Source organism: Stenotrophomonas sp. 109824_Sma (genome assembly GCF_056480025.1).
Genome location: NZ_CM151078.1, coordinates 4,152,990 through 4,169,301 on the forward strand (window position 1 = coordinate 4,152,990; position 16,312 = coordinate 4,169,301).

Sequence of the window (16,312 nt, forward strand, 5' to 3'; positions counted from 1 at the left end):
CTCGTGGCTGCTGCATCGGCTGGATCTATGGCGCTTGGCCGGGGCGGTGGGGTCACGCGGGGACGCCGTAAACCCGTCCTTGGGGGCTTGGCCGCGGCATCCATGCCGCGGACACCCCGCCTGCCCCCACCGCCCCGGCCTCTGACAGTTTCCGTGCGCGTCAGCCACGGAAGATCAAAAGAAAAAAAAGCAGAAGCAAAAGCAACAGCCGACGGCTTCCGGGGTCAGATCCCTTTTCCGCAGGAAAAGGGATCTGACCCCTCTTTCCAAGCCGATAACACCAATGCTCTTGCTGTCCGATGCAGTGAAGAACGAGAGGGTTGGGCCGGGGTGGGGTGACGGGACCGTTTGATCTGGCCCCCTGAAAACGGACGCCATGAAGCCGTTTCAGGCGGCAGCCCGGAGCTGCCGGGCGTAGTTGTTAGGCGAGTGGTAGCCCAGCGCCGAGTGTAGCCGGGCTGGATTGTAGAAGCCGTGGATGTAAGCAGCGATGGACTGGCTGGCTTGTTCCTTACTGGCGTAAGGCTCGGCAGCCTCTTCTGTCTTGAGCGTCGCAAAGAAGCTCTCGACCACGGCGTTGTCCCAGCAATTGCCAGGCCGGCTCATGCTTTGGACCACGTCATGGGACTGCAGCAGCTGGCGAAACTCGTTCCCCCAGTACTGCCCGCCACGATCGGAATGGAAGATCAGGCCAGGTCGTTGTGGATGCAGAGCCCAGGCATTGGCGAATGCTTTCACTACCAGTTCTTCAGTCAGGCGCCTGGAAACGCTGTAGCCCAGCACCTGCCGGGTCTGGACGCTGATGACCACGGCCAGATGCAGCCATCCCTGGCGGGTGGGGACATACGTGATATCTCCGACCCACGCCGTCGGTCCGGTTCCGGGGGCAAATTGCCGATCCAGCAGGTTGGGGGCGAGCTGAGATGAGCCGCCGGAGGATTTGGGCCGGAATCGGCCTTTGGTCTTGCCCTGGATTCGCTCCTCGGCCATTAACCGTGCCACGCGCTTGTGGCCAACTGGATGATTCCTGGCTCGTAAGGCCCTGACCAGCCGACGCCGCCCATAACTGCGTTTGCTGGCCACATGGATGGCCCGAAGCTCGGTACGGAGGGCCGAATCGACATCGCACGTTTGGGCACACTGGCGGCGCAGGTAGTCATGGAATCCAGAGACAGAAACCCCAAAAAGCCGACACAGCAACCTGGTCGGGTAGCGAGTCCTTTGACTGGCGACGAAGGCGTACCTCACTTGGACTCTCTGGCAAAGAACGCCGCCGCTTTTTTTAGGATTTCCCGCTCCATCTTCAGATTGGCGTTCTCGGCCCGAAGGCGGCTGATCTCGCTTTCCAGGTCAGTGGCCGGCCTGCGGGCCTCAGAGGTCAACGACCGGCCAGCACGGACCGCGTCAATCCAATTTGCCAGCGTCTTGACCGACATCTCCAGCTGACGGGCCGCTGCGGCAGGCCCGAGCGACTCGGCCAACTCCACGGCTTGGTGCTTGAACTCATCGGTGTAGCTACGACGGGTGATACGGGACATAAGGGGACCTCCAAGTGCGATCAAAGTATCGCCTCTTGGCGTCCGCGGACGGGGGGCCAGATCAGTTGGCGCCATGGATGGCGCCATCGAGCCCCCATGGATGGGTTTACGGCGTGTCCCGTCACCCCACCCCGACCCGACCCAGCACGTAAGAACAATGAGCCGACCAACCTGCTGTTGATCTTGATGTTGATCTGTAAGCAGTCGCGGCCGCAGGCCGCGCGGAACACTCACAGATGCCGCAGTTCCTGCTTCAGCGTCGCCACGCAGCGGCGGCTGACTTCCAGCGGCTGCCTGCCATGCCGCAGCACCGCCTGCACCTGCCCACCCGAGCCGCGGCGCAGTTCCACCAGCTCGTGGCGCGCCACCAGGCAGTTGCGATGGATGCGGATGAAACGGCTGGCGAACTCTTCTTCCAGCGACTTCAGCGATTCCTCGATCAGGTCCTCGCCGCGCGCGTGGTGCACTACCACGTACTTCTCTTCGGCCTGCAGGTAGTGGATGTCGTCCAGCGGAATCAGCCGCAGGCTGCCGCGCAGGCGTGCGCACAGCACGCTGCGTGCCTGCTGCCCGCCATGTTCCTGCGGCTGGCCATCGCGGCCGGCCAGGAATGTGCGTGCACGTGCAATCGCCGCTGCCAGTCGTTCGGCGCGCACTGGCTTCATCAGGTAGTCGATCGCTGCGGCCTCGAACGCCGACAGCGCATGCGCATCGTAGGCAGTGCAGAACACCACCGCCGGCCGCGGTTCGAAGCTGGCCAGGTGGCGGGCTGCTTCCAGGCCGTCCAGCCCAGGCATTGCAATGTCCAGCAGGACCAGGTCGGGCTGCAGCTCCGCGCACGCGTGCAGGGCCTGCTCGCCGTTGCCGGCCTCGGCCACCACGTCCACGCCGTCCTGCGCCGCCAACAGGCTGCGCAGGCGCTCGCGCGCCAGTGGTTCGTCATCGGCGATGACTACCCTCACGATCGTTCCCTCACTGGATCGGCACTGTCACCTGGCAGGCATAGTAGCCTTCGCTCCAGCCAGCCGTCATCCGCGCGGCGCTGCCGAAGCGCCAGGCCAGCCGATGGCCGATGCTGTGCTGGGCATGGCCGGCCCCCCGCGCCAAGGCCAGCCCGGGCGCCTGCGGATCAGGCGCGGGATTGCGCACGCGGATCTGCAGCTCGTTGCCCTCGCACAGCAGCTGCAGCTCGATGGTGCCGCCGTCGGGCAGGCGCGAGATGCCGTGCAGCACGGCGTTTTCCACCAGCGGCTGCAGTACCAGCCTCGGCAATGGCAGGTCCCACGGCAGCGGCTCGTCGCGCTGCCAGCGCACCTGCAGGCGTTCGCCCAGGCGCAGCGATTCGATCGACAGGTAGCGCTCGGCCAGTTCGCATTCGTCGCGCAGGGTGGAATCGCCCTCGCCTGCACCGAGCGCAGCACGGAACAGATCGGACAGATCGAGCACCGCACGTTCGGCCACCGCGGGATCGCGATGCAGCAGGCTGGCGATCAGGTTCATGCTGTTGAACAGGAAGTGCGGGCGGATCCGCGCCTGCAGCGCGTCGGCCTGGGCGCGTGCATTGGCCTGCACCTGCGCGGCCCAGCGGTCGCTGACATAGAAGTAGCGCAGCGCCAGCGCGGTGATCAGCGCCGTGGTTGCTGCACTCCCAAGGGTGAAGCGCCAGAAGCTGATGCCGCTGGCGAAGCTGTCACCCAGCACCGCGTACAAGGCGTGCACGATGCCGGCACAGACCACCGCGATCAGGGTCGCCAGTGCGATGGCGGCGACCGCCCCCAGCACCTGCGGCAGCCTGGATAGCGCCTGCCGCAGCAGGCACAGGCAGGCGGTCACCGCCAACGCCAGCCATAGCGCGAATCCACTGGCCGACAGCAGTTCGCCGAAGGTCCAGTGGCGGCTGCCATCCGGGGCCAGGGCCAGCACCACCACCACCAGTTCGGCCAGGCCCAGCATCGCCGCCAGCCGCGGCAGGCGGCACAGTTCCGGCATCCATGGCGGTGTGCTGGCCGGGGACATGGCTCAGCCCGCGCCCAGGCGTTCCTGCAGCCAGTCACCCAGTGCCTGGATCTCTTCGGCACAGACCTGGTGGGCCATCGGGTAGCTGTGCCATTCCACCTCCAGGCCCAGCGCCTGCAGCGCCTGCGCGCTGTGTACGGCCACCGCCTGCGGAATCACCGGGTCGCTGCTGCCATGGGCCATGAACACCGGCACCTGCACGGCACCGTCAACACGCGTGGCGCTTTCAGCTTCGGGCAGGTAGGTGGACAGCGCGATCAGGCCGGCCAGCGGCGCGGTGCGCGACAGCGCAGCGGTCAGGATGATCGCGCCACCCTGCGAGAAGCCGGCCAGGAAGATCTTCTCCGCCGGAATGCCGCGCTCGATCTCACGCGCGATCAGCGCGTCCAGCTGCGCCACCGATTCCTGCACGCCGGCCATGTCGGCGCGCGAACGGAAGTCCATGCCGACGATGTCGTACCAGCCGCGCATCGGCACGCCGTTGTTGATCGTGATCGGCCGCACCGGTGCGTGCGGGAACACGAAGCGCAGCGCCGGCCAATGCGGCCGCACCAGCTCCGGCACGATCGGCGCGAAATCATGGCCATCGGCGCCGAGGCCGTGCAGCCAGATCACCGACCACTGCGGCGAGGCGCCGGTTTCCTGTTCCACCGTTTGCAGCATGATGCGGCTCCTTCAAGTTCGAGCCGCATTATGCCGCTGGCGCGGGGCAATCAGTACAGCGGCGGTTGCGCGGCCGCTTCCCGGCGCAGCTGCGCGGCGCGTACCAGCACCGGCGGCGGGATGTTCTCCTCGGGGATATCGAGCAGGCCAAGACGGTGCAGGAAGGCGCCGGGGCCACGCGAGGACGTCAACGCCACCACCGGGACCGCCAGCACCATGCCGATCACCACCGGCGCCATCCACGCCGCCAGCGATGGCGACACCGCCCAGGCCAGCACGCCCATGAAGGCGCCGAACACACCCAGGCCACCGTAGCCGCGGATCAGTGCCAGCCACGAGATGCCACCGTCGTCACGCTGCTGCGCGTCCCAGCCGGAATCGCGGCCGGACAACACTTCGGCCACGCCCCGCGACTGCACGTACATCACCACCGGCGCCATCAGTGCGGCCAACACGGTTTCCACCAGCATCGACACGAAGGCACGGATCGCACCGCCGCAGCCACGGCGGTCGACCGGGTCCAGCAGCATCGCCAGGTAGCCGAGCACCTTGGGCAGCAGCAGCACCGCCATGGTGGCGGCGAACAGGCGCACCACCTGCTCTTCGTCCTGTGCGCGCCAGTAGACGCTGGGCGACAGGTGCAGCAGGGCGTTGAAATCGATGCCCTCCTGGAACAGCGGGATGGCGATGCCGATCAGCATCAGCATTGCCCACATCGGCGCGGTGAAATAGTGGCCGATGCCGATCAGCATGTGCGTGCGGCTGATCCAGTGCAGGCCGCGGCTGCCGACCACCTTGCCGTGCTGCAGGTTGCCCTGGCACCAGCGACGGTCGCGCACCAGCAGGTCGGTCAGGGTCGGCGGGCCCTCTTCATAGCTGCCACCGAGGTAGGGCACCATGTGCGCGGCCCAGCCGCCACGCCGCATCAACGCCGCTTCGACGAAGTCATGGCTGAGCACGTGGCCGCCGAACGGCTTGCGCCCCGGCAGCGCCGGCAGGCCGGCGTGGTCGGCGAAGGCGCGGGTGCGGATGATGGCGTTGTGGCCCCAGTAGTTGCTCTCGGCGCCATGCCACCAGGCCACGCCGCGGGCGATCACCGGCCCGTACACGCGGCCGCCGAACTGCTGCATGCGCGCGAACAGGGTACGGCCGCCGATCACCGACGGCAGGGTCTGGATCAGGCCGACGTCGGCGTTGTGCTCCATGCCGGCCACCAGGCGCACGATGCTGTCGCCGGTCATCAGGCTGTCGGCGTCGAGGATCAGCATCTGCGGGTAGGCACCGCCGAAGCGGCGGACCCAGTCGGCGATGTTGCCGGCCTTGCGCCCGCTGTTGTCACCACGGCGACGGTAGAACAGGCGGGTCTGCCCGTCCGGCACCCGCTCGCGCAGCTCGGCGAACACCTGCTCCTCGGCAGCGGCGATATCCTCGCGACGGGTATCGCTGAGCACGAAGAAATCGAAGCGGTCGAGCTGGCCGGTGGCCGCCACCGACTCGTAGATCGCCTGCAGGCCCGCCAGCAGGCGGCGCGGATCTTCGTTGTAGGTCGGCATCAGCAGTGCGGTGCGGCTGTGCACGGTCGGCAGCGGCTTGTCCGGGTCGATGCCGAGGCGGTAGCCACGGTCGAACACGGCGGTCAGGAAGCCGGCCAGGGCGCTGGCGAAAGACAGCGCGATCCAGGCAAACAGGCCGACGAACAGTACCAGCAGACAGGCTTCAAGCACGCTGATGCCATTGGCCGACAGCACCCGCCACATCATCCGCGTGGCCACGGCGGTCATGCCGAGCGTGCCACCGAAAATGTACAGCCGGCGCAGGCCGATCAGGCGCGGCGACGTGCGGTGCCGCCGGACCTTCAGCGCGCCTTCGCGCAAGGTCTGTTCGGGCATCTGCAAGGGAGATTCAGCGGGCAGCAGCGCCCAGCCGGCATCGAGCCGGGGCGTTTCTGCTTCCGCATGGATGGTCTGCACCCCCATCGCCGCCTACTCCGCGCCGTCGGCACGGCCGGCCATCCCGGCCGGGCTGCATGCACCATGGTTCCCGGCGCGCTTTCCCGGCGCCCGCACTTGTCCTGGCTGTGTCGGCCTCAGGCCGCACAGTCGATGTCTGTCACTACCGGAACCCACACGATCTCCAACGGGGCGGAATCGAAAATGCGGCCCAGTCTAGGGCGCCGAATGTAAGCCGAGCGCGAAGGTCTACGCCGGGATTTATCCCCATTCAGCAAATAGCAGGCGATCATGCCGGGGATTGGCCAGATGTCATTACATCGCCCCCGGTACTGGATCGTAACAAACGCGAACGGTTATCATTTCATTAACCAGGCAGGTCACCGTCTTCCGCACGGCCGCGACCCACCCAGCTGCGCCGGTCCACACCGCGCGCCCGACGACCCACGGAAGGGGGGGCTGCCTGCTGTCTGCCTGCGCCTGCTGCTTCCACAGGGTCACCCCACCTCCCATGGAAGCCGTCATGTCCCCGTCGTCCCGTTCCCGTTCCGCGCGCCTGCCGCGCACCCGCCTGGCCAGCGCTCTGGCCACCGCCTGCCTGCTCGCCCTGCCCGGCCTGGCCGCTGCAGAGGCCAGCGCCGATGCCTCCACCAAGGACCTGGATACCGTGGTGGTCACCGCCTCGGGCAGCCAGCAATGGATCAAGGATGCCCCGGCCAGCATCAGTGTGATCAGCCGTGAGGACATCGAGCGCCAGCCGGTGCCCGACCTGGCCACCCTGCTCAGCCGCGTGCCGGGCGTGACCGGCGGCCTCAGCGCCGTCGGCGAACAGTCCAAGATCAAGCTGCGTGGCATGCCGTCCAACTACACGCTGGTGCTGGTGGACGGCAAGCGCATGGGCAGCTCGGCCGCGACCAACTATCGCCCCGACCTCGGCCGCCAGGACCTGAACTGGATCTCGCCCGACCAGATCGAACGCATCGAAGTGGTGCGCGGCCCGATGTCGTCGCTGTACGGCTCTGACGCGATGGGCGGCGTGATCAACATCATTACCCGGCGCATCGGCGACGAATGGAATGGCAGCGCCACCCACAGCTATACCCGTCCCGGTGATGGCAAGCGCGGCGATACCCAGCAGATCGGCGCCACCATCTCCGGCCCGCTGGGCGAACGCTTCGGCCTGCGCATCGGTGCCAACAGCATGCGCCGTGATTCGGACCAGTCCAACAACGGTGTCTACGGCAATGCCTACGCCGGCGAGAAGGACCGCAATGTCGATGCGCTGCTGCAGTGGAAGCTGAGCGATGCACAGGAACTGTCGCTGGAAGCCGGCCATGGCGTGCAGCAGGCCTTCATCGATGCGTCGCTGGAAAAGCAGGACGAAGGCGCCTGGGGTGCCAGTGAGCTCAAGCGCAGTTCGCTGGCGCTCAACCATGATGGCACGTGGAGCTTCGGCACCTCCAAGCTCAGCGCGTACTGGACCGAATACAAGAACGACATCGGCGCCACCGGACGTTCCGAGGCCACCGACACGATCATCGAAGGCAGCCTGACCACGCCGTTCACGCTGGGCGTTGAACACCAGTTCGCCGTGGGTGGGCAATGGAAGCGCCAGGAGCTGACCAACACCGACACCATCGGCCGCGCGCCGATCGACTACGCCGGCAACGCCGTCAGCGGCTCCAACCTGGAAGTGGATACGTGGGCGCTGTTCGTCGAAGACGAACTGAAGCTGCACCGTACCCTGGCCCTGACCGTGGGCGCGCGCCTGGACCACCATGAGAAGTTCGGCGGCCACGTCAGCCCGCGTGCGTACCTGGTCTGGCATCCGGCCGAACAGTGGACGATCCGCGGTGGCGTCTCCAAGGGCTTCCGGGCGCCCAGCCTGACCGAGAATTCGGCCACCGCGGCCACCCAGTCCGGCGGCCGCGGCTGCACCTCGCTGATCCCGCTGGGCTATACCCGCGGCGGCTGCTACATGGCCGGCAACCCGGACCTGGATCCGGAAACCAGCACCAACCGCGAGATCGGCATCAGCTTCGACAATGACCTGATCGATGTCGGCGTGACCTACTTCCATACCGACTTCCGGAACAAGATCGAGTACGCGCCGCTGGGCCGTTTCAACGGCATCTGGTGGACGCGCATGAGCAACGTGCAGCGCGCGCGCACCAGCGGCATGGAAGGCAACTTCAATGTCCGCTTCGGCGAGCAGTGGCGCTGGCGCACCTCGGCCACGTGGATGAAGGAAGCCAAGAACCTGACCACCGGCCGCAACCTGATCGATACGCCGGAATTCTCAGGCTATTCGTCGCTGGACTGGACGCCGAACACGGTGTTCTCCAGCAGCCTGTCGGCGCAGTACACCGGCAAGCAGACCGGCACCGCCACGACCTTCCTCAAGGCCTACACGCTGTATGACCTGACCGCTGCATGGAACGTCAACGAGGTACTGACCCTGCGCGGTGGCGTCAGCAACCTGGCGGACAAGAAGCTGTATGCCGAAGGCTCCACCGACTACTTCGTGGCCGGGCGCAGCTACTTCCTGAGCATGACCGCACGGTTCTGACCGGCGGCGCGCGCCGTGATCGCGCTGGCGACATGCCAGCGCGATCGACGGTGTTGCGGGTTACTCGCTTTCCAGCGCGGCCGGTGCCGCATCCCGCGTGGCGGCCGTGCGTGCACGGTCCATCGCCACCGCCAGTTGCTGGCGTGCGAGCAGTTGTTGTGCCTGCACCACTTCAGGTGTCGGCAGGAGCACCGGTCCCGGTGCGTTTTCCGGTGTAGCAGGTGTGGTCATGCAACCTCCATGGACATCCCGCCGCCGCACGGGTCCAGCCGGGGCGGCAGCGGAACTGCGCACCCTATCCTAAAAACAAGGCGGGTGGGTGACGGTGCGGCGCCCTGCCGCAGCCCCACACCGGCCCACCCGTCACATTTTTGACGCCCGAGGCTGGTTTCCTGAACCGATCGCCCCGTATCATGTAACCGTTTTCCTACAAGGACGTATTCGTCAATGAACGCAGTCGACCTCTCCCGCTTCAGCCCGAAGTGGCAGTTCCGCTTCAACTTCTTCCAGCAGCACGGCGCTCCCAAGGAGCCGGGTTTCAAGCAGGCCTGGAAGGCGCTGTCCTTCGGCGACCGCCTGAAGGTCAACATCAACTTCTTCGCCTTCTTCTTCGGCGCCATCTACCTGTTCATCCTGGGCATGTGGCGCAAGGCGCTGGTGGTGATCGGCATCAACATCGTGCTGGTCATCGTCACCCTGTTCCTGCCGGAGATCATCGCCCGCGCATTGTTCATCGCCATGAACTTCCTGGTCGCCTCCAGCACCAACTACAGCTACTACCTGGAGCAGGTGAAGGGCAAGGCCAGCTGGAACCCGTTCGAAGGCATGTTCTAAGCCACCGCAGTCACCGGACGCGGTCCGGTGCACCAGCGAGAGCAACGATGACGCCCGGCCTTGGCCGGGCGTCATCGTTCATGCAGTGCCTCAGGCTGCGCGGCGTGACGGCACCTGCGGCTCGGCCTGCAGGCGGAAGCGCGATACCGCCACCGCCAGCTGCTCGGCCTGCTCTTCCATCGCCCGCGCGGCGGCGCTGGCTTCCTCCACCAGCGCGGCGTTCTGCTGGGTGGTTTCGTCCATCTGCACCACGGTCTGGTTGACCTGCTCGATGCCGGCCGACTGCTCGCGCGAGGCCGCCGAGATCTCGGCCATGATCTCGTTGACCCGGCCGACCTGGCCGACGATTTCCTGCATGGTGCGGCCCGCGCCGTGCACCAGCTGCGCACCGGCACCCACCTGCGCCACCGAGGCGTCGATCAGCTCCTTGATCTCCTTGGCCGCACCGGCCGAGCGCTGCGCCAGTGCGCGCACTTCGCTGGCGACCACGGCGAAGCCGCGGCCCTGCTCACCGGCGCGCGCCGCTTCCACTGCCGCGTTCAGCGCAAGGATATTGGTCTGGAAGGCGATGCCATCGATCACCGAGATGATCTCGGCGATGCGCTGCGACGACGCTTCGATCTGCTCCATGGTGTGCACCACCTGGCTGACCACCTGGCCACCTTCGCTGGCCACGCCCGCCGCGGAACCGGCCAGCGTGTTGGCCTGCAGCGCGTGATCGGCATTCTGGCGCACGGTGGACGTCAGCTCTTCCATCGACGCGGCCGTTTCTTCCAGGTTGGCGGCCTGCTGTTCGGTGCGCCGCGACAGATCGCTGTTGCCGGCGGCGATCTCGCCGGCGGCCAGGCGGATGCTGGCCGCCGACTGCTGGATCTGGCCGACGATCTGGGTCAGCTGCTGCACGGTGCTGTTGGCATCGTCGCGCATCACTGCGAACACCCCGTGGAAGTCGCCCTGCATGCGGGCGCTGAGGTCACCGGCGGCGATCGCGCGCAGCAGCGTCGACAGCGCCGCCAGGTTGTGGTCGCTGACCTGCATCATCGTGTTCAGGGTCTCCACCATGCGGCGGAAATCGTGGTCGAAGCGCAGTGCATCACCGCGCACGGCGAAATCACCGGCGGCGGCAGCGGCGGCCAGCTGCTGGATCTGCTCGTTGATCGCGGCCAGGTTGCTCTTGGTGGTCGCCATCGCGGCGGTGAACACCGCCTTCTCGCCCGGCAGCGCTTCCATGTCCACGCTGAGGTCGCCCACGGCATAACGCTGCATCACTTCAACCAGGCGCTGGGTGACCGCATTGCTGGACGCCACCAGCTGGTTGCTGTCGGCCACCATGCGGCCGTACTCGCCCGGGAACGCCGCGGCATCCATGCGGTAGCTGAGTTCACCGGCATCGTGGCGGCGCGCCATTTCGGCCTGCGCGGCCATCACCGCTTGCAGCTGGCCGCGCATGCCCTGCATCGCGTCCAGCAGGCGCCCCACTTCGTCATTGCTGCGCGCCGGCAACGTGCTGTCCAGCTTGCCGGCGGCGACGTCGCCGGCCACGCGCACCGCTTCGGCCAGCGGGCGGATCGCCAGGCGGCGCAGCAGTACATAGACACCGGCGCTGAGGGTCAGCGCGGCGATCACGCCGACCAGCAGGGTCAGCCACAGCAGCTGGCGCGCTTCGGCCACGATCACCGCATGCGGCATCACCACGCCCAGCGCGAAGCGCTGCGGGGCATCGCCCACGCGCAGCGGCACATACACGCGCACGTTGCCGGCCGCATCGGGGCTGAAGGCCTCGAACGGGCGGTCGGCGGCGATCTCGGTCAGCATGCTGCGGGTCAGTGCATCGTTACGCGGCTTGCCGATTTCGGCGGCGTTGGCCGAGGCCAGCACCACGCCCTTCGGCGACAGCAGTTCGATCCGGCCGGCCCCCATCGGCTTCAGCGTGGCCAGGTGCTTCTGCAGTGCCGCCAGCGAGAAGTCGACGGTGAATACACCGAGGAACTTGTCGTTCTCGATGATCGGCGTGCTCAGCGTACTCATCAGCACCTGCTGCCCGGCGATGTCATAGGCATAGGGCTCGCTGACCTTGGGAAGCTTGTCGCGGCTGGGCACGATGTACCAGTCACCGGAACCACTGGCAGTCTCGGTGTAGTCGGTCATCTGCGACTGCTGCGGCTTGCCGTCATGCCAGGCCCAGTAGCTCATGTAGCGGCCGGTGGCGTCGTGCGCTTCGGTGTTGACGAACGCCGCATCCTTGCCGTCGAAGGCGTCAGCCTCCCACATGGTGCTCTTGCCCAGCCATTCCGGATGGGTGCGCAGCTGCTCACCCAGTACGGCGGCCAGGCTGGCGCGATCGGGCACATCGCCACGGGCGCGCTGGGCCAGCACGGTCTCGACCATGGCGTCATTGCTGGCGAAGGCAGTGCCCAGATCGGCCGAGACCTGGCGTGCTTCGGCGGTGGCCTCGCTGGTCATGGTCTGGCGCGAGGCGCTGATCAGGCTGGCGCTGGCCTGTCGGTAGATCAGGAACGCGGTCAGGCCGAAGCACAGCAGCGCGATCGCGGCGGTGCCCAGCATCAGCTTGTGGGCGATGCTGCCCGGACGACGGGCAGCGGCGGAGCGGGAAGAAGACATGGGAGGGTCCGCAAGGCAGTTCAGGACGACCGGCACCACGAAGGCACCGTGCAGGCGCGCGATCCGTCGCGCAGGCCACCGGCCGCCGGGCGGGCCCGGCGCTGGAAGCGCACCGGGTTAGCGGCCGCCCGCCAACGAGGTTGAGGCGACCGGCCTGCACATTCCTGAATCTGCTCAGGGTCGACTCAGCTACCCGCCCGTCGCGATGCCCTCACTCGGCCACGCGGTCCTTGATCCACTGCGCGCGCGGCAGCACCTCGATGCTGCCGACGGCGTACTGCTGCAGCACGTCGTCCGGCCCGAAGCACGGTTGCCAGCCCAGCTCGCTGCGCAGGCGGGCACTGTCGTAGACACGGTCGATGCTCAATGGCAGCGGCCAGCCACGGCGTTCGAACTCGGCCAGCAGCTGCGGCGCGCGGCGGGCCAGCACGCTGCGCGGGTGGGTGGCCAGTTCCAGGCAGTCCTCGCGCCGGAACGGCGTCGGCGCGCAGGCGAGGTAGCGGGCGAAACGGGCGCCTTCGTCGAGCAGCAGTGCAGCATGTGCGCTGGCCACATCGCGGGCGTCGATGCCGCGATGCAGGCGGAACATCGCCATCCGTTCGGGCGGTTCCGGGAAGCACCGGCCCATGCGCAGCACGCGAACGCTGAAGCCCGGCGTGGCGGCAGCTTCAGCCAGGGTCTCGGCCTGCAGCTTGGTGCGGTGGTAGATCGTGCGCGGCAGCGGCTCGGTGTCTTCGTCGATCCAGCGGCAGCCACCGGCTACCACGGCATGGCCGTACAGCGCCGTGGTGCTGGTCAGCACGAAACGCCGTGCGCCGGCTTCGCGTGCGGCCTGCAGCAGGTGCGCGGTTGCCTCCACGTTGATCTGCTGGAACACCGCGTCCGGCACCAGGCCAACATGCGGGGCATGCAGGGCCGCGGTATGGATGACCGCGTCCACGCCCTTTACCGCGCGTGCGACGGCCTGGCGGTCGGTGACATCGGCAATGATGCGCGTGGTGGCGAACGGGCTGCGGTCCAGCCCCACCACTTCGTGGGCGGCCGCCAATGCACCGAAGATCGCGCGCCCGATGCGCCCGGAACTGCCGGTCAACAGAATCTTCATTGAGTCCATTCACTCGAAGCGCCCGGGAACTACCGGGATGCCTCGATTCTAGGCATGCATTCGCGCATCTGCGATAGGACAGCCATGCAATCGTGCGTTCATCTTGACGACTTCGCAGGCGCCAGCAGTTGCCGCGCGATGAACAGCGGATCGTCGCCGCCGGCCACATCAGGCCTCACGCCGGTGCCTTCCCAGTTGCCACCGGTGCGCAGATTGATGGGTTGCCGGTCGGGAATGCTGATCTGATAGCCATCGGGCAGCAGCACAGGATCACCAAACATATGCGCTGCGCCGCCACTGCGCGTGCCGACAATCCGCGCGCGACCCAAGGCCTGCAGCGAGTAGGCGACGAACTCGGCGGCCGAACCGGTGCGGCGGTCGATCAGCACCACCAGCGGTTTCAGGTAGGCGGGCAGGCTCGCCGGCGGCAGCGGTACCGGCGTGCGCCGGCCGCGCTGGTCCAGCTGCTGCACCGTGCCGATCTTCGCGTCCAGCAGCGTCCGTACCAGCAGATCGGCACTTGCATCGTCGCCGCCGCCGTTCTGGCGCAGGTCCAGCACCAGGCCATCGGTGTCGGCCAGCAGCATGAAGGCCGCAGCAAGCTTCGGCCGCGCCAGATCCAGCGGATAGAAGGTACTCAACCGCAGGTAGCCAACGTTGCCCTCCAGCACCCGCACCTCGCGCACGCCGGCGCCGTTGCTGCGGGCATCGGCGCGCCAGGCCATCAACCAGTCGTCCTGGCCGGCCGCCGCGTCCACGCGTTCAACGTGGAAGTGGCCATCGAACATGTCCAGGTCCTGGTTCAGGCGTGCGCTGAACGCAGCAGGATCCGAGCAGCTGTCCGCATAGCGCTGCTGCGTCGACCAGCTGCGCAGGGCGTCGGCGATGCGGGCGCCCTGCGCCTCGTCCAGGTACTGCGCCTGCACGGCGCTGGCGGCCGCCTGCAGGACCCCGTCCTGCGCGGGGCAGGCCGCCGCCAGCAACGCGCCGAGCATCCAGGAGACCGCCATCATCCACCCCGCATTGAAGATATATAAGTGCTTATATATCATCCCGGTCATGGATCTCCAACACGCCACGCTGGGTACCCTGCTGCGCGCCCTGCTCGACCAGCTGGACCCGGCCGTCGAGCAGGCCTACCAGGACCTGCGCCTGGACTACCGGCCGCGCTACACGCCGGTGCTGCGCACGCTGATGGCGCAGGGCCCCTGCCGGATCAAGGACCTCGCGCTGGCCTGCGGGCTCAGCCATTCTGCGCTCAGCCAGACCGTGGCGGCGATGGTGCGCGATGGTTGGCTGCACACTGCCAACGGTGACGACGGGCGCGAACGCATCCTGCAGTTGAGCCCACGCGCGCAGCGCGCGACGCCTGTGCTGCAGGCGCAATGGCAGGCCACCGCAGTGGCGGCACGCAGCCTCGATGCCGATCTGGGCCAGTCGCTGGAGCAGGTGCTGCGCGAAGCACTGGTGGCGCTCGAACAACGGCCCTTCGCACAGCGCCTGCAGGACGCCCGCCGTCGCTGAAGCGCTACTGCTCTGCGGCCATCTCGATCTCGCTGAGGAAGGTCCAGCTGCCGTTGGCCACGCGCAGCTCCAGCGTGCGGCACTGCGCGGCCAGGGGAACTGCATTGCCGAGCACGTACTCCTCCTCGGTCGAGCCCATCACGCCGGACTGGGTGAAGGGTGCCGACAGCGTGCCGATCGGGACGGCGGCAGTTCCCGGCTCGGCGCACATCACCTGCACCGACGTCGGCGTGACGATGCCCCAGGCCTGGCGGGTCATCGTGTGCAGGCCGATCCAGTCGACCCGTCGGCGCTGGCCGAGGTCGATGGTGATGCTGACGTTGCCGTGCACGCCTACCCAGCCCGCGTCCATCGGATTGCGCGGGTCGCCTACACGGCGGTCGAACAACTCATGGCCGCTGCTGTCGGGATAGCTGGCTGCCGGCGCCACGCTGTAGCGATAGGTGGTCTGCACCGGATCGACGAGGTACGAGGCACCCAACCCGTACAACCCGCGATAGGTGTTCATCATCCGCGGCGCCTCGCCGTAGCCCTGGCCGGGGCCGACCACTTCGGACATGTGGTACTGGTTGAGCCAGGCAACGCGCTTGCCAGCCGAACGCGCACTCCACAACTGCTGGTTGATGCGCTGCACCGACGCCGACCGGTATGCACCGGACAGGCCGTTGCCGGTGTCCAGGAACAGCGGGCTGCCATGGTTGAACAGCTCGATGTCGGCCCACACGGCGCTGGCGCCCAGCTGCGCCGACAACGCCTGGTAGTACTGCTCGGTGGAGTAGCCCGGTCGATCCCACTGGAACAGTTTCGCGTGCGACGCCGCGCCGATGCCGTCCTGCCAGATCTGCACGTCGACCCCCGTGGCGGTGCGGAACCGCGCTGCAGCGCTGGCCACACTGGCCGGGTCGACGCTGGACGACGCCAGATAGGGCGCCACCATCACCGGCCTGGACGGCGTCGCCGCTTTCAGTGTTGAGACGATCGCGCGGTAGAAGGACACACGATCGGCCGGCACCTGCGCGGGCTCATCGGTGATGTACCAGCCGCCGAATGCCGGATGCGCTGCGTAGTGCTGGGCCAGCAGCGCCATTGACTGTGCTGCATCCTGCGCCACCGCTGCGGCGTTCGCCCCCTGCCAGAACGTCGCGCACTGGCCCGAACTGTAGGTGGTGCCGACCACGACCTTCATCCCGCGCGCCGCGGCGGCGTCCAGTACCGTTCCCAGCTTGGCCGGGAAGCCGGCGATCCATTCGAAATCCTGCGCGCTGCTGGCGCAGCCCGCGCCGGCACGCGTGGCGCGGGTCTGGCCGATGATGAGCGTGTCGTTGCCCAGGTCCTGCAGTTCATCGAGGAACATCGGCAACTGTGCCGCCGGCAACTGCTCATCGGTGGACGAGTAACCGAAGTGGACGAAACTACCGCTCAGCAATACGTTGTCCGCATGGGCCGGCGCAGCGCAGGCCAGCAGTGCGAGCCATCCGAATCTGTTCATGGT

Annotated in this window: 14 protein-coding genes; 3 read left to right on the forward strand and 11 right to left on the reverse strand. The window is 67.3% G+C overall.

Annotation, left to right across the window (positions count from 1 at the left end; all coding sequences use genetic code 11):
• Positions 1 to 387 precede the first annotated feature (387 nt).
• The 6 genes from ACZK1G_RS19435 to mdoH all read right to left on the reverse strand — a co-directional run bounded on the left by ACZK1G_RS19435 (position 388) and on the right by mdoH (position 6,193).
• Entirely contained in the window at positions 388 to 1,248 is an 861-nt protein-coding gene (locus ACZK1G_RS19435) for an IS3 family transposase (protein ID WP_101764920.1), read from the reverse strand.
• Positions 1,245 to 1,538, reverse strand: a complete 294-nt coding sequence (locus tag ACZK1G_RS19440; protein ID WP_087921478.1) for a transposase — start codon at positions 1,536 to 1,538, stop codon at positions 1,245 to 1,247. The genes ACZK1G_RS19435 and ACZK1G_RS19440 overlap by 4 nt, the downstream gene beginning before the upstream one ends.
• A 230-nt stretch (positions 1,539 to 1,768) precedes the next feature.
• The gene (locus tag ACZK1G_RS19445; protein ID WP_049443312.1) at positions 1,769 to 2,500 is read right to left on the reverse strand and encodes a LytR/AlgR family response regulator transcription factor; all 732 of its coding nucleotides are present in this window, start codon (positions 2,498 to 2,500) and stop codon (positions 1,769 to 1,771) included.
• A 10-nt stretch (positions 2,501 to 2,510) separates the two neighbouring features.
• Positions 2,511 to 3,554 carry a sensor histidine kinase gene (locus ACZK1G_RS19450; RefSeq protein ID WP_049443311.1) on the reverse strand — a complete coding sequence of 348 codons (1,044 nt, stop codon included), beginning with the start codon at positions 3,552 to 3,554 and terminating at the stop codon, positions 2,511 to 2,513.
• Positions 3,555 to 3,557: 3 nt separating this feature from the next.
• A complete protein-coding gene (locus tag ACZK1G_RS19455; RefSeq protein ID WP_101766126.1) occupies positions 3,558 to 4,217 on the reverse strand; it encodes an alpha/beta hydrolase in 660 nt (219 codons plus the stop codon).
• A gap of 50 nt (positions 4,218 to 4,267) precedes the next feature.
• Complete coding sequence (mdoH, locus tag ACZK1G_RS19460) at positions 4,268 to 6,193, reverse strand: glucans biosynthesis glucosyltransferase MdoH (RefSeq protein WP_049443309.1); 1,926 nt, start codon at positions 6,191 to 6,193, stop codon at positions 4,268 to 4,270.
• 496 nt (positions 6,194 to 6,689) lie between these two features.
• On the opposite strand from mdoH, the gene ACZK1G_RS19465 reads away from it, so the two are divergent.
• Complete coding sequence (locus tag ACZK1G_RS19465) at positions 6,690 to 8,735, forward strand: TonB-dependent receptor domain-containing protein (RefSeq protein ID WP_101766128.1); 2,046 nt, start codon at positions 6,690 to 6,692, stop codon at positions 8,733 to 8,735.
• Positions 8,736 to 8,795: 60 nt separating this feature from the next.
• On the opposite strand, the gene ACZK1G_RS19470 is transcribed toward ACZK1G_RS19465, so the two are convergent.
• Positions 8,796 to 8,966, reverse strand: coding sequence for a hypothetical protein (locus ACZK1G_RS19470; RefSeq protein ID WP_005419553.1), 171 nt, complete (start codon positions 8,964 to 8,966; stop codon positions 8,796 to 8,798).
• A gap of 216 nt (positions 8,967 to 9,182) precedes the next feature.
• Between ACZK1G_RS19470 and ACZK1G_RS19475 the strand changes: the two genes are divergently transcribed.
• Positions 9,183 to 9,569, forward strand: a complete 387-nt coding sequence (locus tag ACZK1G_RS19475; protein ID WP_049443308.1) for a DUF2628 domain-containing protein — start codon at positions 9,183 to 9,185, stop codon at positions 9,567 to 9,569.
• Between the two features lie 90 nt (positions 9,570 to 9,659).
• Here the strand turns inward: ACZK1G_RS19475 and ACZK1G_RS19480 are convergent, their stop codons facing one another.
• From ACZK1G_RS19480 to ACZK1G_RS19490, 3 genes are all read right to left on the reverse strand, one after another.
• The gene (locus tag ACZK1G_RS19480; RefSeq protein ID WP_101766129.1) at positions 9,660 to 12,191 is read right to left on the reverse strand and encodes a methyl-accepting chemotaxis protein; all 2,532 of its coding nucleotides are present in this window, start codon (positions 12,189 to 12,191) and stop codon (positions 9,660 to 9,662) included.
• Between the two features lie 211 nt (positions 12,192 to 12,402).
• A complete protein-coding gene (locus ACZK1G_RS19485; RefSeq protein ID WP_014038589.1) occupies positions 12,403 to 13,296 on the reverse strand; it encodes an NAD-dependent epimerase/dehydratase family protein in 894 nt (297 codons plus the stop codon).
• Positions 13,297 to 13,394: 98 nt separating this feature from the next.
• Positions 13,395 to 14,306 carry a S41 family peptidase gene (locus ACZK1G_RS19490; protein ID WP_049443330.1) on the reverse strand — a complete coding sequence of 304 codons (912 nt, stop codon included), beginning with the start codon at positions 14,304 to 14,306 and terminating at the stop codon, positions 13,395 to 13,397.
• A gap of 49 nt (positions 14,307 to 14,355) precedes the next feature.
• Between ACZK1G_RS19490 and ACZK1G_RS19495 the strand changes: the two genes are divergently transcribed.
• Positions 14,356 to 14,820 carry a MarR family winged helix-turn-helix transcriptional regulator gene (locus ACZK1G_RS19495; RefSeq protein ID WP_101766130.1) on the forward strand — a complete coding sequence of 155 codons (465 nt, stop codon included), beginning with the start codon at positions 14,356 to 14,358 and terminating at the stop codon, positions 14,818 to 14,820.
• A 4-nt stretch (positions 14,821 to 14,824) separates the two neighbouring features.
• On the opposite strand, the gene ACZK1G_RS19500 is transcribed toward ACZK1G_RS19495, so the two are convergent.
• Positions 14,825 to 16,309 carry a DUF4434 domain-containing protein gene (locus ACZK1G_RS19500; protein WP_101766131.1) on the reverse strand — a complete coding sequence of 495 codons (1,485 nt, stop codon included), beginning with the start codon at positions 16,307 to 16,309 and terminating at the stop codon, positions 14,825 to 14,827.
• Positions 16,310 to 16,312 lie beyond the last annotated feature (3 nt).